18 protein-coding genes are annotated in these 22,954 nt (G+C 60.8%); 5 read left to right on the plus strand and 13 right to left on the minus strand.

Translation table 11 applies throughout. From position 1 onward, the window contains the following. Positions 1–106: 106 nt before the first annotated feature. From ACYSTU_RS21530 to ACYSTU_RS21590, 13 genes are all read right to left on the minus strand, one after another. Entirely contained in the window at positions 107–1,057 is a 951-nt protein-coding gene (locus ACYSTU_RS21530; RefSeq protein ID WP_024014444.1) for a S66 peptidase family protein, read from the minus strand. Positions 1,058–1,189: 132 nt separating this feature from the next. Next, positions 1,190–2,188, minus strand: coding sequence for a lipoyl synthase (lipA, locus tag ACYSTU_RS21535; protein ID WP_160768663.1), 999 nt, complete (start codon positions 2,186–2,188; stop codon positions 1,190–1,192). A gap of 25 nt (positions 2,189–2,213) precedes the next feature. Further along, a complete protein-coding gene (gene lipB / locus ACYSTU_RS21540; RefSeq protein WP_071173697.1) occupies positions 2,214–2,861 on the minus strand; it encodes a lipoyl(octanoyl) transferase LipB in 648 nt (215 codons plus the stop codon). Next, entirely contained in the window at positions 2,861–3,136 is a 276-nt protein-coding gene (locus ACYSTU_RS21545; protein ID WP_024014446.1) for a DUF493 domain-containing protein, read from the minus strand. Before ACYSTU_RS21545 ends, lipB begins: the two co-directional genes overlap by 1 nt. Positions 3,137–3,222: 86 nt before the next feature. After that, complete coding sequence (locus ACYSTU_RS21550; RefSeq protein ID WP_016773028.1) at positions 3,223–4,380, minus strand: D-alanyl-D-alanine carboxypeptidase family protein; 1,158 nt, start codon at positions 4,378–4,380, stop codon at positions 3,223–3,225. A gap of 187 nt (positions 4,381–4,567) precedes the next feature. After that, positions 4,568–5,578 (minus strand): septal ring lytic transglycosylase RlpA family protein, encoded by a 1,011-nt coding sequence (locus ACYSTU_RS21555; RefSeq protein WP_016773027.1) that lies wholly within the window; start codon positions 5,576–5,578, stop codon positions 4,568–4,570. Continuing rightward, positions 5,578–6,588, minus strand: a complete 1,011-nt coding sequence (gene mltB, locus ACYSTU_RS21560) for a lytic murein transglycosylase B (protein ID WP_110602899.1) — start codon at positions 6,586–6,588, stop codon at positions 5,578–5,580. Before mltB ends, ACYSTU_RS21555 begins: the two co-directional genes overlap by 1 nt. Positions 6,589–6,605: 17 nt before the next feature. Further along, positions 6,606–7,709 carry a rod shape-determining protein RodA gene (rodA, locus tag ACYSTU_RS21565; RefSeq protein WP_168772712.1) on the minus strand — a complete coding sequence of 368 codons (1,104 nt, stop codon included), beginning with the start codon at positions 7,707–7,709 and terminating at the stop codon, positions 6,606–6,608. Positions 7,710–7,740: 31 nt separating this feature from the next. Next, a complete protein-coding gene (mrdA, locus tag ACYSTU_RS21570; protein WP_071173699.1) occupies positions 7,741–9,636 on the minus strand; it encodes a penicillin-binding protein 2 in 1,896 nt (631 codons plus the stop codon). Between the two features lie 10 nt (positions 9,637–9,646). Further along, positions 9,647–10,114 (minus strand): 23S rRNA (pseudouridine(1915)-N(3))-methyltransferase RlmH, encoded by a 468-nt coding sequence (gene rlmH, locus ACYSTU_RS21575; protein ID WP_024014450.1) that lies wholly within the window; start codon positions 10,112–10,114, stop codon positions 9,647–9,649. 9 nt (positions 10,115–10,123) lie between these two features. Further along, complete coding sequence (gene rsfS / locus ACYSTU_RS21580; RefSeq protein ID WP_016773024.1) at positions 10,124–10,618, minus strand: ribosome silencing factor; 495 nt, start codon at positions 10,616–10,618, stop codon at positions 10,124–10,126. Between the two features lie 72 nt (positions 10,619–10,690). Beyond that, complete coding sequence (gene nadD, locus ACYSTU_RS21585; protein ID WP_024014451.1) at positions 10,691–11,413, minus strand: nicotinate-nucleotide adenylyltransferase; 723 nt, start codon at positions 11,411–11,413, stop codon at positions 10,691–10,693. After that, on the minus strand, positions 11,382–12,653 hold the full coding sequence (locus ACYSTU_RS21590; protein WP_425645644.1) for a glutamate-5-semialdehyde dehydrogenase: 1,272 nt from the start codon (positions 12,651–12,653) through the stop codon (positions 11,382–11,384). The genes nadD and ACYSTU_RS21590 overlap by 32 nt, the downstream gene beginning before the upstream one ends. 177 nt (positions 12,654–12,830) lie before the next feature. On the opposite strand from ACYSTU_RS21590, the gene ACYSTU_RS21595 reads away from it, so the two are divergent. The 5 genes from ACYSTU_RS21595 (at position 12,831) to ACYSTU_RS21615 (ending at position 22,919) form a co-directional block, all read left to right on the plus strand. Continuing rightward, a complete protein-coding gene (locus ACYSTU_RS21595; RefSeq protein ID WP_425645734.1) occupies positions 12,831–13,556 on the plus strand; it encodes a DNA-3-methyladenine glycosylase in 726 nt (241 codons plus the stop codon). A 155-nt stretch (positions 13,557–13,711) separates the two neighbouring features. Then, entirely contained in the window at positions 13,712–15,028 is a 1,317-nt protein-coding gene (locus tag ACYSTU_RS21600) for a bifunctional DedA family/phosphatase PAP2 family protein (protein ID WP_336342521.1), read from the plus strand. A gap of 402 nt (positions 15,029–15,430) precedes the next feature. After that, positions 15,431–17,323, plus strand: a complete 1,893-nt coding sequence (locus tag ACYSTU_RS21605) for a hypothetical protein (protein ID WP_499001510.1) — start codon at positions 15,431–15,433, stop codon at positions 17,321–17,323. A gap of 181 nt (positions 17,324–17,504) precedes the next feature. Continuing rightward, positions 17,505–20,855: a calcium-binding protein gene (locus ACYSTU_RS21610; RefSeq protein WP_499001513.1), complete on the plus strand. Its 3,351-nt coding sequence runs from the start codon at positions 17,505–17,507 to the stop codon at positions 20,853–20,855. A 108-nt stretch (positions 20,856–20,963) separates the two neighbouring features. Continuing rightward, positions 20,964–22,919, plus strand: a complete 1,956-nt coding sequence (locus tag ACYSTU_RS21615; RefSeq protein ID WP_499001515.1) for a hypothetical protein — start codon at positions 20,964–20,966, stop codon at positions 22,917–22,919. Positions 22,920–22,954 lie beyond the last annotated feature (35 nt).

Below are 22,954 nucleotides of genomic sequence, written 5' to 3' on the forward strand. Positions count from 1 at the left end.
CAAGCCCGCTCCCACAGGGGTTCTGGTTGAAACACAATTGTGTATTCGACTCAAAACCTGTGGGAGCGGGCTTGCCCGCGATGACTGAATATCACGCGACCAATTTCTAGACTTTGATCACCACATCCTGCTCCAGCAGCAACTCCTGCTTCCCTGCATCCAGGCGCACCAGCGCGCCCAACGGCAGCGTCAGGTTCGGGTCGCAATGGCCACTGCGCCAGCCCGACAGCACCGGAATCCGCAACGGCTCAAAGGTTTGCTTGAGCAGGCGATTCAGCGCGTCGACCTCCACCCCGGCGATATCACCGACCAGCACACCGCGCAGTCGGGCCAGCTTGCCGGCCAGACGCATCTGGGTCAGCAGGCGATCAATGCGATACAGCGGCTCGTTGATGTCCTCGATGAACAGAACTGCGCCTTCGACATCAATCTCGTAGGGCGTGCCGAGGGTTGCAGCAATCATCGCCAGATTGCCGCCGAGCAAACGCCCGTGAGCGATGCCCGGTTCGACGGTTGATAACGGATAAGCCGCCGGATGGCTCAGTACACTCCCTGACTTCAGTTGCCCGCGCAGCATGGCGAAGAATGACGTGACGGTCGGCGGCTCCTTGTCGCCGAGCAGGTCGGCATTGAGCAGCGGGCCGTGAAAGGTCACAAACCCGGCGTAGCGACTGATGGCCAAGTGCAGCGCGGTGATGTCGCTATAGCCGACAAACGGCTTGGCATGCCGGCTGAGCAGGTCGTAATCGATTCGGTCCAGCAGACGCGGGGTGCCGTAGCCGCCGCGCAGGCAAATGATCGCGTCGACTTCGGGGTCAGCGAACGCCGCGTGCAGATCGCGCAGGCGTACGTCATCACTGCCAGCCAGATAGCCGTCCTTCTCATAGACACCTGGAAACACCTTCAGCCCATAGCCGCGCGCGCGCATCCATTGCAGCGCTTTTTCAGTGTCGAGGGCGCCGGGGCCTGCAGGCGCGATGACGCCGATCGTCCCTTCGGAGGGCAGCGCCGGTACGGCTCGGTGGGCAATCAGGGTGTGGCTCGGTCGAACGGTCATCCTTGGGCTCCAGCGGTAAAGTCATGCACACACAGTAGTCAGCTGAAGAGACAAACAAAAGCCCCTTGTCTCAGGCAAAAAAATGCCCGCCGAGGAACCGTCCTCGGCGGGCATTTTTACATCAGCAGTGAATCAGGAACCCAGCAGCTCGGCCTTGACCAGCTTCGCTTGCTCGTCGGCATGGTACGAGGAACGTACCAGCGGGCCCGAAGCGACGTTCTTGAAGCCCATCTTGTAACCTTCTTCGGCGAACCAGGCGAAGGTGTCCGGGTGCACGAAACGCTGCACCGGCAAGTGGCTGCGCGACGGTTGCAGGTATTGACCGAGGGTCAGCATGTCGATGTCGTGTTCGCGCATGCGCTTCATGACTTCGATGACTTCCTCGTCGGTCTCGCCCAGACCCAGCATCAGGCCGGACTTGGTCGGGATATGCGGCATCATCTGCTTGAAGCGTTGCAGCAGGGTCAGCGACCACTGGTAATCCGAGCCCGGACGCGCAGCCTTGTACAGGCGCGGCACGGTTTCCAGGTTGTGGTTGAACACATCCGGCGGCTCGGCGGCGGTGATTTCCAGGGCGATGTCCATGCGGCCACGGTAGTCCGGAACCAGGGTCTCGAGCTGCACGTTTGGCGACAGTTTGCGGATTTCGCGGATGCAGTCGGCAAAGTGCTGGGCACCGCCGTCACGCAGGTCGTCACGGTCAACCGAGGTGATCACCACGTATTTGAGCTTGAGGTCGGCGATGGCGATGGCCAGGCTTTCCGGCTCGTTGACGTCCAGTGGTTTCGGACGACCGTGGCCAACGTCGCAGAACGGGCAGCGACGGGTGCAGATGTCGCCCATGATCATGAAGGTTGCGGTGCCGCCGGAGAAGCATTCGCCGAGGTTCGGGCACGACGCTTCTTCGCAGACACTGTGCAGCTTGTGCTTGCGCAGCAGGCTCTTGATGCGGTCGACTTCCGGCGAAACCGGGATGCGCACGCGGATCCAGTCGGGTTTCTTCGGCAGTTCGGTGGTCGGAATGATCTTGACCGGGATGCGTGCAACCTTCTCGGCGCCGCGCAGCTTGACGCCGGCTTCAACCTTGGGACGCGGGGCCGGGCGCTCGGTCACGTCGAGCGTCGGGATCATGGTTTGCACTGCATCAGTAGTCATATCAGTCGATTCCGCCCGTGAGGGTCGTCTGCTCAGCGTAGTCGAGGTGTTTGACGAGCTGCGCGCGCAGCCGGGCACTTACCTCGGCAAATTCAATCGATCCTGCGTGATCGCTCAGCTGGGTCATGGCCAGCCCGGCGTAACCGCAGGGATTAATCCGTCGAAACGGTTCCAGGTTCATATCCACGTTCAGGGCCAGGCCATGAAAGGAACAACCGTGGCGAATGCGCAAACCCAGAGAAGCGATTTTCGCTCCATCGACGTATACGCCGGGAGCATCTGGCTTGGCGGCGGCGGTGACGCCGTAGCTGGCCAGCAGTTCGATCAGGCAGGCTTCCATGCGGCTGACCAGATCACGCACGCCGAAACCCAGCTTGCGTACATCCAGTAACAGATAAGCCACCAGTTGCCCGGGGCCATGATAAGTCACTTGGCCGCCACGATCGACCTGCACCACCGGAATATCTCCCGGCAGCAACAGGTGTTCAGCCTTGCCGGCCTGGCCCTGGGTGAACACCGGCGGGTGTTCGACGAGCCAGATTTCGTCGGCGGCAGTATTGCCGCGTTCGTTGGTAAAGCGTTGCATGGCATGCCAGACCGGCTCGTAAGCCATCTGGCCCAGCTCGCGAAAGCCCAGCGTGCCGTGCATCACAACACCATGTGCACGATGCCGGAAGCCCGCAGTTCGCTGTTGATGTTGTACAGCTGATCCTGGTCGGTGGCGACGATGTGCAACTGGATGGTGGTGTATTTGCCGTTGCTGCTTTGACGCTCGTCGATGCGCTCATCATTGATGGTCGCGTGTTTCAGGACGATCGCGATGATCTTGTCCTTGTTGCCAACACCCGTATCACTGATCACCTTGATCGGATAATCGGTCTGGGGAAATTCGATCTTTGGCGCCTTTACTTCGGTATCGGTCATGGCGTAACGGCCTCTAGAGTGCAAGCCGTGGTAACGCACATGGCCCCGCACCGGATCGGGGCGGGGCCATGCAGGTCAACACAAAATCAGTTGAACAAGCCGTAGAAGAATAGACGGATGCTATCCCACATGCGGCGGAAGATACCACCCTCCTCGACGCCGTCCAGAGCGATCAGGTCGGCGCTGTGCACTACCTTGTCTTCCAGTTTGACTTCGACTTTACCGATCACGTCGCCCTTGGCGATTGGCGCAACCAGTTGCGGGTTCATGGTCATGCTGGCAGCGAGCTTCTTCAGCTGGCCTTTTGGCAGAGTCATGGTCAGGTCTTGCGCCAGGCCGGCCTTGACCTGGCTGGTGGTGCCTTTCCATACCGGCGCCTGCGCCAGTTCGGTGCCCTTCTGGTAGAAGGTCTGGGTTTCGAAGAAGCGGAAACCGTAGGTCAGCAGCTTCTGGGTTTCAGCCGCGCGGGCCACTTCGCTGTTGGTGCCGAACACCACGGCGATCAGGCGCTGGCCATCACGTACAGCCGAAGACACCATGCAGTAGCCGGCTTCATCGGTGTGGCCGGTTTTCAGACCGTCAACGGTCTTGTCGCGCCACAGCAGCAGGTTGCGGTTAGGCTGTTTGATGCCGTTCCAGAAGAACTCTTTCTGCGAGTAGATCGCATAGTGAGCCGGGTCTTCGTGAATGATCGCACGGGCCAGAATCGCCATGTCGTGCGCCGACGAGTAGTGTTCAGGGTTTGGCAGACCGGTCGGGTTCATGAAGTGGGTATTGGTCATGCCCAGTTCGGTGACGGTCTTGTTCATCAGGTCGGCGAAGGCGTCTTCGCTGCCGGCGATGTGCTCGGCCAGGGCGACGCTGGCGTCGTTACCGGACTGGATGATGATGCCGTGCAGCAGGTCGCTGACAGTGACCTGCGAACCGACCTTGATGAACATCCGCGAACCGCCGGTGCGCCAGGCGTTTTCGCTGACGGTCACCGGATCGTTTTCACCGATCTGACCGCGACGGATTTCCAGGGTCGCGATGTACGCGGTCATCAGCTTGGTCAGGCTGGCCGGTGGCAGACGCTGGTCGCCGTTGTTTTCGACCAGCACGTTGCCGCTGCTGGCGTCCATCAGAACATAGGCCTTGGCGGCCAGTTGTGGTGGCGACGGCATCATCTCGGCCGCGAAGGCGGCTGGCGAGAGGAGCAGCGGGACTAGCAGACACAGGCGTTTGGCAAAGGTGGTGATGTTCATCCGTCTCTCGAAATCGCTAATGGAAACTTGCCCGAAGGCAAAACTTATTCAGACAGCCTTCTAACGGGCCATCGCGTGTTCAGTTGCTCACTCCAGTCACCCTTGCCGGGCTTTTGTTCTTCGACGAGCCAACAACCTGGTTCACCCCCCGAATACCGCAAGTGAACCGTCAATCAAGGTCTACGTGTTACTCGGTGACCACGCTGGGCGAACCCAGATTGGCCAGCCGCACACTGTTCTGCACCTGGGCGATCTCACCCGGCGAGCCGATCGGCCCCAGGCGTACCCGGTGCAGGGTCTGCTGATTGCGCACGATCGAGCTGATGAACACCGGCGCGCTCACCATCCCGCTGAGCTTCGACCTCAGCAGTTCGGCAGCGTCCGGGTTGGCGAACGCGCCCACCTGCAGATACTGGCCAGACGCTGGTGCAGAAGCGTTTTTTTTTGCATCGATCTGCACGGGCACCACGGCCGCGGCGTGTTGCTGCGGCGGCGGTGTCCATTGCTCGACGGTGCCGGCCGACGCCGTGATCACTGGCGCGCTATTCTGCGCCACTTGCGGCTCATTGAGCATCAGCGGCGCCGGACGGCCCTTGGCCGCCCACCACTGCTGCGGATCGATGCCTTCGACCTTGACCCGCGCGGTGCCGGTTTCGGCATAGCCGAGCTTCTTCGCCGCTGCGTAGGACAAGTCGATGATGCGATCGGAGTAGAACGGCCCACGGTCGTTGACGCGCAGGATCACCGTCTTGTTGTTGTCCAGGTTGGTCACCCGAACGTAACTTGGCAGCGGCAAGGTCTTGTGCGCCGCACTCATGCCGTACAGGTCATACACTTCGCCGTTGGCGGTGTTCTGGCCATGGAACTTGGTGCCGTACCAGGACGCTGTGCCCGAAGCCACGTAGGTCTTGGATTCCTGCAACGGAAAATAGGTCTTGCCCAGCACGGTGTACGGGTTGGCCTTGTACGGGCCGGTGTGCAGGGTCGGTGTCGCATCCGGGATGCGCGAAACATCGACATCCCACCACGGCGCGCCGTCTTTGTGCGCGCGGTTGATGTCCAGGCCCGGTTGGGCGCGGACAGCGGTGGACGGGGTTTTCTGCGTCGGCGTACGGCTGGTCGTGCAACTGGCGACCAGGACTGCCAACGCAGCGAAAGCCACCAGCTTCAGGGGTTTATTGTTAGGCAATGCCTGCATTACTTGACGCCCCGTGCTTGTACCAGCTGTTCAGACAGTTGATGTACGGCCATGGCGTACATCACGCTGCGGTTATAACGCGTGATCGCGTAGAAATTCTGCAGGCCCATCCAGTATTCAGGGCCGTTGTCGCCTTCGAGGCGAAATGCGGTAACCGGCATATCATCGCGCAGCGCATCATGACTTGACCAGCCCAGCGCCCGCAACTCTGCGACCGTCTTCACCGGCTCGATACCGGTGGTCAGGCCTTCATCGGCCTGCTCGCCCCGCACATCGGCGCGGCTGACCACCGGCTCACCGGCGACCCAGCCGTGACGCTTGAAGTAGCTGGCGACGCTGCCAATGGCGTCGTCCGGGTTGTTCCAGATATTGATGTGGCCGTCACCGTCGAAATCCACCGCGTAGGCACGAAAGCTGCTCGGCATGAACTGCGGCAGCCCCATGGCCCCGGCGTACGAGCCTTTGAGGGTCAGCGGGTCGACCTGCTCTTCACGGGCCAGCAGGAGGAACTCACGCAATTCCTTGCGGAAAAATTCGGCACGGGGAGGATAGTCGAAGCCGAGGGTCGATAAAGCATCGATCACGCGGAAATTACCGGTATTACGTCCGAAAAAGGTCTCGACGCCGATGATCGACACGATCACTTGTGCCGGCACGCCGTATTCCTGCTCGGCACGGGCCAGGGTCGCCTCGTGCTGACGCCAGAAATCGACACCCCGGGCGATGCGCGCGTCAGTGATGAACATCGGGCGATATTCATTCCACTGCTTGACCCGTTCGGCGGGTTTGGAGATGGCGTCGAGAATCGACTGCTTGCGTTGCGCCTCGCGGAACACACCCATCAGTTGTTCACCGGCGAAACCGTAGTCGCGGGTCATTTCGCCGACGAATTCGGCCACCTGCGGCGAGCCTTCATAGTCGCCGGCCAGCGCTTCCTGCACGCTCCCCAGCAGGCCCATCAGGCCAACCAGCGGCGCGCATCGAGTCGCCCAGCCACGCATTACTTGCATTGCACTCTTCACCTTATTCAAACCTGTGCGATCCACTTGCGATGGGTATGGATCGACATCAAAACCCCAAACGCTGACAGCAGCGTCACCAGCGAAGTTCCTCCGTAGCTAATGAACGGCAACGGCACCCCCACGACCGGCAACAGGCCACTGACCATACCGATGTTGACGAAAACGTAAACAAAAAAAGTCATGGTCAACGCGCCGGCGAGCAATTTGCCGAACAGCGTTTGCGCCTGGGCGGTGATCACCAGCCCGCGACCGATCAACAACAGATAGATCAGCAGCAGCGCGCAAATCCCCACCAGACCGAACTCTTCGCCAAGCACAGCAATGATGAAGTCGGTGTGGCTTTCCGGGAGAAAGTCCAGGTGTGACTGGGTGCCGAGCAGCCAGCCTTTGCCGAATACGCCACCGGAACCGATCGCGGCTTTGGACTGGATGATGTTCCAGCCGGTACCGAGCGGATCGCTTTCCGGGTCGAGGAAAGTCAGGACACGCTGCTTCTGATAGTCGTGCATGACGAAGAACCACATCGCCACCGACACCGGCACCGCCGCCGCCAGCACGCTGAGAATCCAGCGCCAGCGCAGGCCGCCCATGAACAGCACGAAGGCGCCACCGGCGAGAATCAGCAGCGAGGTACCGAGATCGGGCTGGCGCACGATCAGAATGAACGGCACGCCGATCAGCATCAGGCTGATGCCGACGTGCTTGAGCTGCGGCGGCAAGGTGCGTTTGGACAGATACCAGGCGATGGTCGCCGGCATCAGGATCTTCATGAATTCCGAGGGCTGGAAGCGGATCACCCCGGGGATGTTGATCCAGCGCGTGGCGCCCATGGCGTTGTGGCCCATGATGTCGACGACGATCAGCAAGACCACGCCGATCACGTAACCGAGCGGCACCCAACGCGCCATGAAACGCGGCTCGAACTGGGCGATGACAATCATCGCCACCAGGCCGATGCCGAAGGATGTGGCCTGCTTGCCGAGCAGCTCCCAGCTCTTGCCGCTGGCCGAATACAGCACGAACAGGCTGCCGGCGGCGAGAATCAGCAACAGGATCAACAGCGGGCCATCGATATGCAGTCTTTGCAGCAACGTCGCGCGGCGACGCATCACATCCTCGCTGGAGAGCATGCGATCGAAATTATTCATCACGGGCCGGGGCCTCCGCAGTGATTGGGCTGGCGTACTCGGCTTTCAGGTGGCCATCCTGGTCGAGCAGCCAGGCGTCCATGACCTGGCGCACCACCGGCGCGGCAACGCCGGAACCGGACTCACCGTTCTCGACCATCACCGACACGACGATTTTCGGATCATCGGCCGGGGCGAAGCCGACGAACAGGGCGTGGTCGCGGTGGCGTTCCTGGACCTTGGAGCGGTCGTATTTCTCGCCCTGCTTGATCGCCACCACCTGCGCGGTACCGGACTTGCCGGCGATGCGGTATTGCGCGCCGATCGCCGCTTTGCGCGCGGTGCCACGGGCACCGTGCATCACCTGCTGCATGCCGTGGTTGACCTTGTTCCAGTCGGACGGGTCGCGCAGGACGATGTTCGGCATCGGGTTTTCATCCACCGGCTTCACCCCGTCGAGGGACTTGGCCAGGTGCGGACGGTTCCAGATGCCTTTGTTGGCCACCAGCGCCGTGGCCTGGGCCAGTTGCAGTGGCGTCGACTGCATGTAGCCCTGGCCGATCCCGAGAATCAGGGTTTCGCCGGGGAACCACGCCTGTTTGCGCGTCGCCCGTTTCCATTCGCGCGACGGCATCAGGCCGGGGGATTCTTCGAACATGTCCAGCGAGACCTTCTGGCCGATGCCGAACTTGTTCATATAGGTCGACAGCCGATCGATGCCGAGCTTGTGCGCCAGGTCATAGAAGTAGGTGTCGTTGGACCGCATGATCGCCGTGTCGAGGTCGACGAAGCCGTCACCGGTACGGTTCCAGTTGCGATACTTGTGGTCGTAGTTGGGCAGCATGTAATAGCCCGGGTCGAACACCCGGCTCGAAGCCGTGACCACGCCGGCGTCAAGACCGGCAATCGCTACCGCCGGTTTGATCGTCGAGCCCGGCGGGTACAGACCGCGCAGCACGCGGTTGAACAACGGCCGGTCGATGGAATCACGCAACTCGGCGTAGGCCTTGAAGCTGATGCCGGTGACGAACAGGTTGGGGTCGAAACTCGGCTGACTGACCATCGCCAGCACTTCGCCGGTCTTCGGATCGAGCGCCACCACCGCGCCACGGCGCCCGCCCAGCGCGGCCTCGGCGGCTTCCTGCAACTTGATGTCGAGGCTCAGGACGATGTCCTTGCCGGGAATCGGATCGGTGCGCTTGAGCACCCGCAACACGCGGCCACGGGCGTTGGTCTCGACTTCCTCGTAACCGACCTGACCGTGCAATTCCGGCTCGTAGAACCGCTCGATGCCGGTCTTGCCGATGTGGTGGGTGCCGCTGTAGTTGACCGGATCCAGCGACTTCAGCTCTTTCTCGTTGATCCGCCCCATGTAGCCCACCGAGTGCGCAAAATGCGCGCCCTGCGGGTAATGCCGGACCAGCTGCGCGACCACTTCCACGCCGGGCAGGCGGAACTGGTTCACCGCAATCCGGGCGATCTGCTCTTCGGTCAGCTCGAACAGTATTGGCACCGGCTCGAACGGCCGGCGCCCCTGACGCATGCGTTTCTCGAAGATCACCCGGTCCTCGGGCGTCAGCTCCAGCACCTCGACGATGACGTCGAGCACCTGTTGCCAATCGCCGGAGCGCTCGCGGGTCATGCTCAGACTGAAGCTCGGCCGGTTGTCGGCCACGACTACGCCGTTGCGGTCGAAAATCAGCCCGCGCGTCGGCGGAATCGGCTGCACATGGACGCGGTTGTTTTCCGACAGGGTCGAGTGGTACTCGTACTGGATCACCTGCAGGTAATACAGACGCGCGATCAACACACAGATCAGCGCCACGATCACGATCGCACCGAACACGACACGGCTGCGCACCAGACGGGCGTCCTTTTCGTGGTCCTTGATGCGGATCGGCTGAGACATGAGGGCAGGCTTACTTGTGGTAAGGGTGGCCGGACAACACGGTCCAGGCACGGTACAACTGTTCGCCGATCAGGATCCGCACCAGCGGGTGCGGCAAGGTCAGCGGCGACAATGACCAGCGCTGGTCAGCGCGGGCACAGACTTCCGGTGCCAGCCCTTCCGGGCCGCCGACCATGAAGTTGACCGTGCGCGAATCCAGGCGCCAGCGATCGAGTTCGACCGCCAGTTGCTCGGTGCTCCACGGCTTGCCGTGAACCTCCAGCGTGACGATCCGCTCGTTGTGCCCGACCTTGGCCAGCATGGCTTCGCCTTCCTGGCGGATGAAACGGGCCACGTCGGCATTCTTGCCACGGGTATTGAGCGGAATTTCCACCAGTTCCAGCGCCAGCTCGGACGGAAGACGCTTGGCATATTCAAGCCAGCCTTCTTCCACCCACTTGGGCATGCGTGAACCGACGGCGATCAGGCGCAGTCGCACAGCGATCCCTTAGAACTGGTCTTTGTTGAGCTTGGTGAAGTGCTCGTGGGTGTTTTCCGGGCTGTGGTGCTTGGCATCGGCCGCACGGCTTTGCTCGGCACCGGCCCACAGGCGCTCCAGGTCGTAGAACTGACGCGCCGAGGCAGTCATCATGTGCACGATCACCAGATCGAGGTCGAGCAGAACCCAGTCGCTGTCGCCCTTGCCTTCTTCGCCCAGTGGCTTGGCGCCCTGCTTCTTCACTTCCTCGCGGACCTTGTCCAGCATCGCGTTGATCTGGCGATTGGAGGTACCGGTGGCGATGATCATGTAGTCAGTGATGCTCTGCTTGTCGCGCACATCAATGATCTGGATGTCCTGGGCCTTGACGTCTTCCAGCGCAGCGACGGCAATCTTGACCAGTTCGTCGCCCTTGAGCGGCTCGTTGGTGTTGACGGCTTCCGGCAGTGGTGCGCTCTTGAACGTGCCTTTGCGCTTTACTTTCGGTAGATCTTTATCAGTCATATGTAACTCGTTTTGCTCATGTATTCGGCGGCTTGGGGATACGGTGATTCGTATCAGTGAAGCACGCCTTGTTCAGTTCGACGCACGATACAGACCGTGCGCATCGATGTAGGCCAGGACCGCGTCGGGCACCAGGAAACGTACCGACTTACCGCTGGCCAGCAGTTGACGGATCTGGGTGGCGGAAACCGCGAGCGGTGTCTGCCAGACGAATGCAATCTGTCCGCTCGGCCCTTTCAGGGCCAGCGGGTCGCTCACCGAACGCGCTGCCAGCAGGTTGCGCAAGGCATCCGGCGGTTCGCTGTCGGCGTCCGGGCGCTGTAGCACCAGGATGTGGCAATGCTGGAGCAACTCTTCCCAGCGGTGCCAAGTGGGCAGGCCGCAAAATGCGTCCCAGCCCAAAAGCAGAAAAACCTGGGTCTCGGCGGGCATCTCTGCGCGCAGCGACTCCAGGGTATCGATGGTCCAGGACGGTTTGTCCCGCTGCAATTCGCGGGCGTCCACCACCAGCGGCGGCAATCCGGCCACCGCGCACTCGACCATCGCCAGCCGATCCTGCGCCGACACCTGCGGCGTCCCGCGATGTGGCGGGCGCGCGTTCGGCATCAGGCGCAACTCATCCAGCGCCAGCGCTTCGACAACTTCCAGCGCGCCACGCAAATGGCCGATGTGCACCGGGTCGAACGTACCGCCCAGCACGCCAATGCGTTGCGGGCGCGACTCGCTGCCGGTGTGCGGCGCTGTCAGGTCGAGGTCGGTCAAGTCAGACCGTCGCCTGGCCGCGCAACTGGCCATCACCGACAACGATGTACTTCTCGCAGGTCAGCCCCTCGAGCCCGACCGGGCCGCGGGCGTGCAGCTTATCAGTAGAAATGCCGATCTCGGCACCCAATCCGTATTCAAATCCATCGGCAAAGCAGGTCGGCGTGTTGATCATCACCGAGGCCGAGTCGACTTCCGCCACGAACCGCCGGGTGTCGGCGAGGTTTTCGCTGACGATCGAGTCGGTATGATGGGAGCCGTAATGGTTGATGTGTTCGATCGCCTGCTCCAGACCGTCGACCACGCGGATCGACAGAATCGGCGCCAAGTACTCGGTGTGCCAGTCGTCTTCGCTGGCCGCGACCGCTTCGATGATCGCCCGGGTGCGCTCGCAACCGCGCAGTTCAACGCCTTTTCCGCGGAACTGCGCAGCCATCGACGGCAGGAAATCCCTGGCAACAGCCTGATCGACCAGCAGGGTTTCCATCGCGCCGCAGATGCCATAACGATAGGTCTTGGCGTTGAAAGCGATGCGCTGGGCTTTGGCCAGATCGGCGTGTTCGCTGACGTAAACGTGGCAGATGCCGTCCAGATGCTTGATCACCGGCACGCGGGCATCGCGGCTGATGCGTTCGATCAGGCCACGACCGCCACGAGGCACGATGACGTCGACGTATTCCGGCATGCTGATCAGCGCGCCGACAGCGGCACGGTCAGTGGTTTCGACCACTTGCACCACGGCGGCGGGCAGTTCGGCTTCGGCCAGACCGCGCTGAATGCACGCGGCAATCGCGCGATTGGAATGAATCGCCTCGGAGCCGCCGCGCAGGATGGTCGCGTTGCCGGACTTCAGGCACAGGCTGGCGGCATCGATGGTCACGTTCGGACGGGATTCGTAGATGATCCCGATCACGCCCAGCGGCACGCGCATCTTGCCGACCTGAATGCCCGACGGACGGAAGCTCATGTCGCGGATCGCGCCGACCGGATCCGCCAGTGCAGCGACCTGACGCAAGCCGACGATCATGCCGTCGATGCGTGCCGGGGTCAGTTCCAGACGTTCCAGCAGCGCCGGCTCCAGACCGTTGGCGCGACCGGCAGCCAGATCCAGCTCATTGGCAGCGGCCAGCTCGGCGCGCGCAGCGTCCAGAGCATTGGCGGCAGCCTGCAGGGCGCGGTTTTTCTGCGCGGTGCTGGCGCGACCGATGACCTTGGAGGCAGCGCGGGCGGCGCGACCCAATCGGGTCATGTAGTCAAGAACGGACTCAGTCATGGTCTGCTGGGGTCTTGGCAAAGGGGAAAGCGGCAGATTATAGCTGTCGCGTCCCGGGACTAACAGCGGTGACGGGCGGATGGTCGAAATGAGCTGCGTTTGGCCGGCGTTCAGACGTAATTAAGCTCAGCGTTGTTATGATCACGACCTCTTGAGCCTGGATAAACCTTGCCCGTCATGACCAACGTGCCCCTTTGCCCCGAGTCCGCACGCCTGCCCGTGGGCCTGCCGGACAGTTTTTTCGACCGCGACGCCCAGGTGCTGGCGCAGGCCCTGCTCGGCAAAGTCATCCGCCATCGCATCGGCGACCTGTGGCTGAGTGCGCGAATCATCGAGACTGAAGCCTATTACTTCGCGGAAAAAGGCAGTCATGCCTCGCTCGGTTACACAGAAAAGCGTAAGGCTTTGTTTCTGGATGGCGGCCACATCTATATGTACTACGCACGCGGCGGTGATTCGCTGAACTTCAGTGCGCAAGGTCCGGGCAATGCCGTGCTGATCAAATCCGCCTATCCGTGGGTCGACGAGGTCAGCGGCCCGGCGAGTCTGGCGCAGATGCTGCTGAACAATCCCGATGCCCAGGGCCGACCGCGGCCGACGCAGAAGTTGTGCGCCGGGCAGACGTTGTTGTGCAAGGCATTGGGTTTGAAAGTACCGATGTGGGACGCCAAGCGTTTCGACCATGAATTGTTGCTGGTCGAAGATACGGGGCCGGCACCTTCGCAGATTATTCAAACCACCCGGCTGGGCATTCCGCTGGGCCGTGATGAACACCTGATGTATCGCTTCGTTGACGCTGCGTATGCGCAATGGTGCACGCGGAACCCGCTGCGACGGGGTCAGGTCGAAGGCCGGGATTATATTTTGCTTCCCGTAACCGACGCCGCATCTGTCAATGAATGATGACCTCCCCTGTGGAAGCGAGCCTGCTCGCGAAGGGGTCGTGCCAGCCAACGCTTCTATCGTCTGACACAGCGTCATTCGCGAGCAGGCTCGCTCCCACAGGTCAGCAGTCCACCGCGTAACAATTACTTAAAGAATGAATGGAGTTTTTCTGTATGGGCCCATGGCTCGATAGCATCACCGGATGGCTCGGCGCCAATCCGCAGTGGCTGGCCGCAGCGGTGTTCATCGTGGCGTGCGTGGAATGTCTGGCGATTGCCGGGCTGATCGTGCCGGGCACGGTGTTGCTGTTTGCCGTGGCGGTGCTGGCCGGCAGCGGCGCGCTGTCATTGAGCGAAACGCTGCTGCTGGGCTTTCTTGGCGGCATTCTTGGCGACCTGATTTCCTACTTCCTCGGCCGCCATTTCCACCAGAACATCCGCCGCCTCCCCGGGCTACGCCATCATCCGGAATGGATGGCCGGCGCCGAGTCGTACTTCCAGCGCTATGGCATCGCCAGCCTGCTGGTCGGGCGTTTCATCGGCCCGCTGCGGCCGATGCTGCCGATGGTCGCCGGGATGTGCGACATGCCCTTCCCGCGTTTCTTCGCCGTCAGCCTGCTGGCCGCTGCTGGCTGGAGCCTGGCTTATCTGTTGCCGGGCTGGGCCACGGGCGCGGCGTTCCGCCTGCCGTTGCCTGAAGGTTTCTGGCTCGAAGCCGGAATTGTCGCGGCCAGCATCGCGGTGATGGTCGGCCTGAGCGTCAACAGCAGCGTGCGCCGCCATCGTCGGGCGACGATCTGGATCGGCGGCATGAGCCTGTTGATCCTGATCGGGCTGTTTATCGGCTATCCATACCTCAGCGCGCTCGACAACGGTGTGATGACTCTGGTGCAGGAACATCGCCAGCCAGCGCTGGACGAAATCGCCGTGACGCTGACCCTGATCGGCGAATTCCGCAACATGCTGCTGTTCAGCGCCCTGCTCGTCATTTTGCTGTTGCTGTGCAAGCAGTGGCGCCAGGCAGTGTTCGCGGGCGCCACCATGCTGATCACCGCCATGGCCAACACCGGCACCAAGTATTTTTTCGCCCGGGTACGTCCGGAAGTGCTCAGCGATCCATTGACCACCTACAGCATGCCCAGCGGCCATGCTTCTGGCGCATTCGCCCTGTTCCTGACGCTGGGTGTCCTGGCCGGACGCGGGCAGCCGCCACGCATGCGCCTGACCTGGCTGCTGATTGCCTGCATCCCGGCATTCTCCATTGCTTTGTCGCGGGTCTATCTCGGCGCGCACTGGCCAACCGACATATTGGCCGGTGCAATGCTTGCCAGTTGCGTCTGCGCCGCGATGCTGTGGTCAAACCAGCGGCAGGCGCCGCTCAACGCCATGCCTTTCAAGATCTGGTGGCTGATCCTGCCGTCCATGGTCGCGCTGTTCGGATTCTTCGTTATGCGCCACTTGCCACATACATTGTTGCGTTACGCCTACTAAAACAGGCAATTTACAAGCGACATTTCTTATACGCCGCTCTTTCGGAACATTCCGACAAGAGCGGCGCTTGCAACCTACGCAAACTTCCTCCCTCCCGGTTAACTTTCCTGGTTATAAAACCGACATTTCCGCATTCTCGATCGACGCAAAACTAGCGTTACATATTCAAGTTGAAACATGCCTGCTCAGTGTTTCGCGCTTTTGAAAAACCGTTAGATTGATGGGCCCGACTCGGACATTTGCTGGCTATCCATATTTATTCAAACCACGCATTGAAGTTCTGCCGAGTCATACAACAATCCATTTCTTATCGAGTCTTTCATGAGTCCAAAAATACCCCGCAAGACGTCAGTCACAACCACGCATCAAACTGATGCAAACGTGCCAACGCCACATCGGCCCATGTTTGATGTCAGCAGCATTGAAATATCGCCAAGAGCCGGCATCCCCGATCTTGCGCTGCACAGTAGCAACTTCGACAGCGCCCTTGCCGATGCAAATCCGCGGTTACCAGCGGTTGAAATCTTTCAGTTACCGGCACACAGCGCCTATCGCTCGGAACATTCCACTTCAATAAACGATTACTGGTTATCGGAGACCTTTGTGCGTGGAATGCAGCCTGCCGACAATGATGGATTTCGCTGGATCGTTGGCAGAAAGTTCGCAGACGTCGAATATCAGGGAGCTGTGCAAACCACGCATGTGGGTGAGGATGAAACCGGCGCATTGCGCAGCAAGTTACTCACCGAGCGCGTTCCCTCCGGACCGCGCCTGTACAAAAACGCAGACAGCCCCACCTGGCGCCTGACCGAACAACCCGCGCCAAAGCGACCGCGCCTCGCCCCCGTGACAACACCCATCAATCAAAGTCGTTACAGCCCATCCTGGCGTTCGCCGGATGCTCAGGGCTATTACGAAATGAATCCGCTATTTGGCTCACGCAAAGACAACATGCTGTTCGCCTTCCGGGATTCATATGGCAATTACATAGCGGTTGATCCTCCAGCGGGTGGATTCGCAGCGTCGCCGCTCCACCTCAAACAGTGGACCGATCATGAGATATGGCAGCTATATGGGGTACAGGGCGAGGACATCGCGCGCTTTCGTGTCCAAGCCCAGGCCACCGGCACGCCGCCACAGTGGGCACACCCCACAACCACGGAAAATCCGCGGACCGATCTGCTGCGCGACTCGTTGCGCTGGCTGCACCCGCAGATGGGCTTTGCCGAGCGCGAAGCCTTTCTGCAATCGTTCAATCTGCTGCCCAGGCAACTGTCGCGTTTGCAGCAGGAAATGGCCAGCCATCTGACGCTCCCGGCGTGGGCACTGGCGCACAAGCGCTTGCTGGAGGACGTCAGCAACCCGCAACGCTTCGACCAGTTTGCCGCCGATGCGCTCGAGCAGCTCAACCTCAAGCGCAATGCCCGCCACGACTGGTATGACGCAGAAAACAGCCTGACCCCCGAGGTGCGCGAAGCGCTGTTGAAACAGCTCGGTTATCTGCGCAACAAGAACAACTGCCTGTACCGCACGGACATTCCGGCGCTGTTTCGCGGTGACGAGCGCACGCCGTTCGAGCTGGCGAACGACGGCACCATGCTGCCGCGCTATCACCACGAACCCGGCGCGACCACACACAAGCCGATCAGCGCGACGTTCAGTCTCCAGGCAGGACAGGGATATGCCCGCACCCCCGATCCCGAATACCTGCGTTTCAACAGCCAGACCCATAAATACCCGGGACGCGACACGGGCGACAGCGGTTCGGAAAGCGGCGCAAGCGACGCCAGTGAGACACCGAGTGACTCCTCGTCAGACTGGTCGGATCCTGACAGCCCTGTGGCATGGGATCACGAGCGCGGCTACCGGTCCACGCGCACGCGGCAGACGGAAATGTTTCTCTACGCACTCGACACGCGCGATCTGGAGGTCGTCCCCCACGAAGAAAACATGATGTTCAATTCCGCTGCGCGTGACACCCCGCCGACCTGGTTCCCCTCCGACGATTTCGAAGGGCTGATCTCGGTCACGCGCAGCGGAGTTTCAGCCGAGCGTGTCTGGTTACTGAACACAGACCTGACCAAGGGCGCCAGGGTCGAAGACATCAAAGAGCAGGCTGGGGCAAACGCTGATCGCATCGAAGCGGCCACCCATGCCGGGCACTCCAACCGGTTCGAATACGACCAGTTGATCGACCAGGTGGAGGCGGCGGGCCTGCCGATACTCAGGCTCTCAGGCAACAAGGACGAGTTTGCCCATGACATCGCCTGGCCCGAACTTCAAATGCTCAAGTAAAGCCGCCAGGGAAACCGGCTCCTCATGCACACCATTAAAGGATTAATACGTGTCGAAACTCATCGTTCCCGCGGCTCATGTCGCCCACGTGCGCGCGCTTCAAGTTACCCCCATAGACGCCTCGGCCAATGCCCATACGCCGTCCCCACCCATGGCCGATCGAGCGGACGTGCCAGGCGGGGTGCCTGACAGCCCCCCATCCCTTCGCCAGACTCTGAAGGCAATCGACAAACACCTGGGCCCACTGCGTATCGGCGAGGTCGTGATCAGTCGGGTCGAGTTGCAAGCGCTGGGGGCGACCGTCGACGGTCAACCTGTCAGTCCGGCGAATGCCAACATGAAGCGCGTGGATCAGGCTTTTCTGGACGGACTCCATTTCGAGTCCGCAAAGGTGCAGTCCCGCTTGCAAGCTGTGGACTTTCCCGACAATGACATGGCGGCACTGCTGTTCTATGAGATTGCCTGCAAGCGCTCGGTCGATGCCGGCCCATTGTTCGTCAGTGATACGCCGCTGGTTTCGGGCAGCGCCATGGATCGTCTCAACAAATTGGGCAAGGCTGCGCAAAAGCTGGAAATCCACCGGGCGGACGCGATCGAACACGCGCCCGGCTGGATCAACAAGACCAAAAGCTATTTGATGAGCGGCGCAGGAGTCGGCATGCAAGCCTTCGGCATCTACAGCGGCTACATGGCCCTGACCGATGCGATCAAAAAAGGCGAGGCGCTGGAAATGCTCTACTACGGCGGATCCATCGCGGCAGAACTCGGCTCGCTGATCATTGAGCGGGGTCTGGCCAGAACAGGCCAGGCGATGCTGACTCAGGGCAGCAATGTACTGAGGGGCTTTGCGCTGACCACGATCGGCAAATACATGAGCCGTGGCGCGGGAATGTTCGCCAGCGCGATCACCTTGCCGTTCGACATTGTCGACGCGATCAAATCGTTCAACGCCGCCGCCGCGTCATCGGGCAAAGAAGCTCAGGACCATTATTTCAGCGCTGCCCTGAGTGTAGCGGGCGCTGGCATCAGCCTGGTGCTGGGCGTCGCCGCGCTGGCCGGTTTCGGCAGTGTTGCCGGCCCGCTCGGCCTCGCGGCTGCCGCACTGCTCATCTCCGGTTCATTGATCTATCAAGCCGCCAGGGTCGTCGACCAGATCGATGATTACATCGAACTGACAACACTCGAGCGTCTGCGCTCGGGATGGTTCGCTTTTACCGGCAAGGAACTGGACGCCGAAGTGATGGATCGCTTCAAGCTGTCCAGGCTTTCCAGTGACTACGAAAAACAGCTCGAACTGTCGGCCAAAGACATGCTTGCCGGCGCTTACAGCGACTCCATCGCCCAAGTGGTCAATGGCGCGTTTCGCGCCGAATTGCGCCCTGTCGAACTATGGCGTTACCAGTGGGACGAAAACGTCGGGCAGCTGCCGTTCAGACTCGACAGCCAGGCGGTGATCGTTGGCGGCGACGATATCATCGATGCAAGCCATGGATTACCCGACAACCTCAAGGGCGTTGTCAACGGCAGTGCAGGCGAAGGCAAAGGCGTGTTCTGGCGCCTGGGCGACGGCAATGACCGTGTCACTGGCGTCAAGGCGCAGCCCAACCTGTTTACCTACCGCCAGGGACACAAGGCGCTCAGCGGTGGCGACAAAAACGATGCGTTCTATCAGCAGGTCGCTGACGAGGAACTGGATCGGCTGACCAAACCACCGCACATCAATGTGCTGGATGGCGGCGACGGTAGCGATACGTTTGCGTTTGAAGGCCAGCGGCCGGCCACTGATACACGATACATCGGCCATCGGATTGACCTGCCGAGCGGCAAGGTCACGCTGCGTGGTCTGGACCCGGAAGGCCCAGGCATTGAAGTCGCGCACCTGACATCGTTCGAGAACGTTTCGACGCTGCGCAAAGGCAGCAGCCACGTCATCGGCAGTTCCGAGGCCAACCAGATCTCCGCCCATGGCCATGATCGCGTCAGCGCCGGTGCCGGCAACGACACGATTGCCATCTACGGCCTCGAATGTCACGTGGACGGCGGTAGCGGCGTCGATCGCTATTACATCGCTCACACCAACGCACGCACGACAATCACCGAGGACAGCGCGCATTCGAGCGTGATCGAAATGGGCTGGCCGCACGCGGTGATTCAGCGCTGGCAGATCATCGGCACCTCGCTGGTGATCAATTCCTTGCGCGGCAAGGACGGCGACGACCCAGACCACGTGCTGACCCTGGAAAACGTCTATCGAATGGTCGACGGCCAGCGTCGGTTGCATAACGATCGATGGCTGTTCCGCACCCAGGATGGCTACGAACTGCTGGCTCAGCTCCCTCAGGAACCAGGTCCAGCGCTGAGTCAGGACATCGATGTCGCCGTGACCGTCATTGGTCAGCCCGCCCCTGCCCCGGCGATCGTCAATGGCGGTACGGTGACGATCGACAATCAGAGCCTGGGCCGACATTTTGTCACCCGTACTCAGCGCGAGGTCGAGTTCGTCATCGCACGCAGCGCCACCAGGCCGCGCAGCGTTTTTCTGGACTACGGCGACGACGAAATCATCGACGTCGAGCTCAGCTATGCCGTCCAGGTGCGCAAAGGCGTTTCGGGCAATACTCACCTGACCTACAAAGACTTCTGCCTGTCGCTGCGGTTGCCGGCAAAAGTGCTGGCATTCAAGGGCGTGATCCAACCGATCGCTGCCGCCACCGGGTACAGCGGGCGCAACAGCCTCAAAGTCACCACGCCGCAATTGGCGCAAGACATCGTTGTGGTCATGCGGGACGGAGTGTCCTATCGCCTGCAACTGCCGCACCTGGACTACGAAGAGGACGCCAACAACCCCGGCGCACGGCAGGTCAGCACTCGAAGCTGGCTGAAACGGCGCAACGGCAAATACCCGTTCACCCGGCCCGCCATCAGTGAGAAGCCGCTGCTGACCGATCGCCCCAGCAAAATCGTCATCGAATCCCGGGCGCATACCGGCATTTATCTGCTTGAGGGTCACAGCGCCACATACGACATCTACCTGGCCAGCAACTGCATCGTGCGCCTGGCCACACCTGGGGCTGCGGCAAAAACGGCCAACGCCTCAAGCTGGAATCTGTACACCAGGACAATGGACGAAACCGTCACTCGCGACGAAATCCAATTGCAGGACAACCGCTTGCGCATCGCCAGCGTGACTGTCCAATTGCCGGATATCGGCGATGACACACCGGTGGAATCGGTCAGCGTGGCGACCACCGCCGGCAATCTCTATCAAGTCTCGCTGCTGTTCGAGATCTTGCAGCTGTACGTGATCAATGCCCAAGGCTACGCCAGCGTCGATGCGCTGTTGGCCGATATCGAGCAACACCGGCAGCGCAACGAGTTGGCAGCGCGGGTCTACGTGACTCACATCGGCTACCAGCCCGACACAGTGGGCACGCTGGTTTACAACTCGGTAAACAGCCACTGGAGCCTGCTGACTGATCGGCAGACACGCGTCAAACGCGAAGACCTGTTCATCCCCGTCAACATCAACTGACCGCGCGCTGCCGGTTTCAACAACGTGCCGGGATGGACCTGAGCTCCATTCCGGCACTTGATCACCTCGGCCAATGACTGGCCGGGTTCACTACATGGAATGACCTTTATGCGCCAGAAACCCGGGACACTTCGCCCATTACCGACACCGGAAACGCCGGGCACCTCGACCTCCCGCCCGATCAGCCTGGATCGTCCCATCGATCTTGATGCACGCTTGCCTGGCCGCGTCAGGCCGGACGGCTCGCTCACATCGCCGGACATTCTCGCCCGCGGTCCTCACGGCAGTCACGCCAGCCCGGAACCCGTGATAACGGTGAGCCGGATCCTTGATGCGCAGAGGCCTACTCAGCGGTCTGCCATGTCGCCGCTGGAGCCTTACCTGCAAGACATCGACGGGACTCTACGCCCGGATGCAGACGGCCTGAAAGAATACAAGGGGCGCAAGTTCGCAGACATCGCCAACGACGACGGATCGGCCGCAGGGCAGACGGTGATGGTGGCGTACCACGATCTGATCAAAGCCTGGCGCGCCAGATTGCCCAGTGAACGGACGCCATCGGGACCGCCTGTTTATCGAGTCGCGGACACTGATTTGTGGAGTTTGAACAAGCCCATCGAAGAGTACCCGCCCGACCGCTACACCCTGTATGAGTTGGCCAAGCCGCGTTCCGAGCCGGTGCCGAACGAACAAGGTTATTACGCGGTACACGAATGGGCGGAAAATCCCTATGAAGGGCAAGTGATTACACGGCTGAATGTCGGCTTCGCATTCAAGGGCAAATACGGCCGCCTGATCAAGGCAGACCCGAACGAAGCACGCGCGGATGCCGCCTTGCCGCTGAAGCTGGCGCACTGGACCGATGGCGAACTATGGGATGTGTACAGCCTGCGCGGCGCAGAAATTCTTGCCTTTCGTACCGAGGCCGAGGCCATCGGGGGCCCGCCGGGCTGGGCAAGACGCAGAGATATCAAAAGTCACTACAAATTCCTTCTGGATTCCATGAAATGGTCCCACCCGCAAAAGACTCGCAGTGAGTGCGCCGAGCTTTTGCGCACCTACAATCTCAGCACCGCGCAACAAAAACGCTTGCGTCCGGACATGGAAAACGGCTTTCCCGCATGGGCCGAACAGCACAAAAGCCTGACCCGAAATGTGCAGGATGCCAGACGCTTCGAACAGATTGCCGAAGAGCTTGGCCCCATCAGTCTCAGACTGCGGCAAGAAGGTGAAAGCATTGAGGGTGACTTGCCGCCTGTCCAACAGCGTTACGAAGCAGACTTTCTGCAAAGCTATCTGGAACATGCCGGCTACATGCGCAACAAGCATGATTATCTTTACCGTACGGATATTCCGGCAATGTTCCGCGCCGATTTGCGCACGCCCTTCGAACTGGCGCGGGACAAACGTTTGGTGAAGTTGCGGGGCAACCCTTCCGACTCGACAACCCGGCATGCCTTGAGCTCGACGTTTTCATTGGGCAACGGCATTCAATACCTGCGTTTTGATTACTACTCCAACCCTCGGCACTACAACAGCCAGGCCAATCGCTATCCGGGGCATTTTTCCGACAGTGACTCATCCAGCGGAAATCGACACAGTTCGGGTGAAGAGTCAGACACCTCATTTGAAATGGATAATTCGCGCGATTATCCGTTGCTGCGACGCAAACAGACACATGGTTTCCTGTATGTCATCGACACCCGCGGCATCGAAGTGGTCCCACGGGTGGAAAACCTTTACCTGAACAACAGGGATTTTGATGGCGACAGCCACGAAGGACGTATTTCCATGCCCACGCGGGGCATCAGTGCCGAGCGGATATGGCTGGTGCGCTCGGACCTGAGTCGGGCGGCAAGAGTCGAGGATGTTTTCAGGAAGGCCGGAGGCGATGCCGCGGATATCGAGGAGCACACTTGGGCCGGGGGCAATCACAACAATTCATACGACCAGTTGATCGATCGCGTAGCTGCCTCCAAGGGCCCCATAGTGAGGTTGCCCAAGGGCAGGAAAACATGTTCCAACGATATAGTCTGGCCCGTTGCTGAACATTATCGGCCGTGAAATCCAGACGCCATTCGATAACGAATGGCGTCTGT

This window comes from Pseudomonas glycinis, assembly GCF_054871425.1.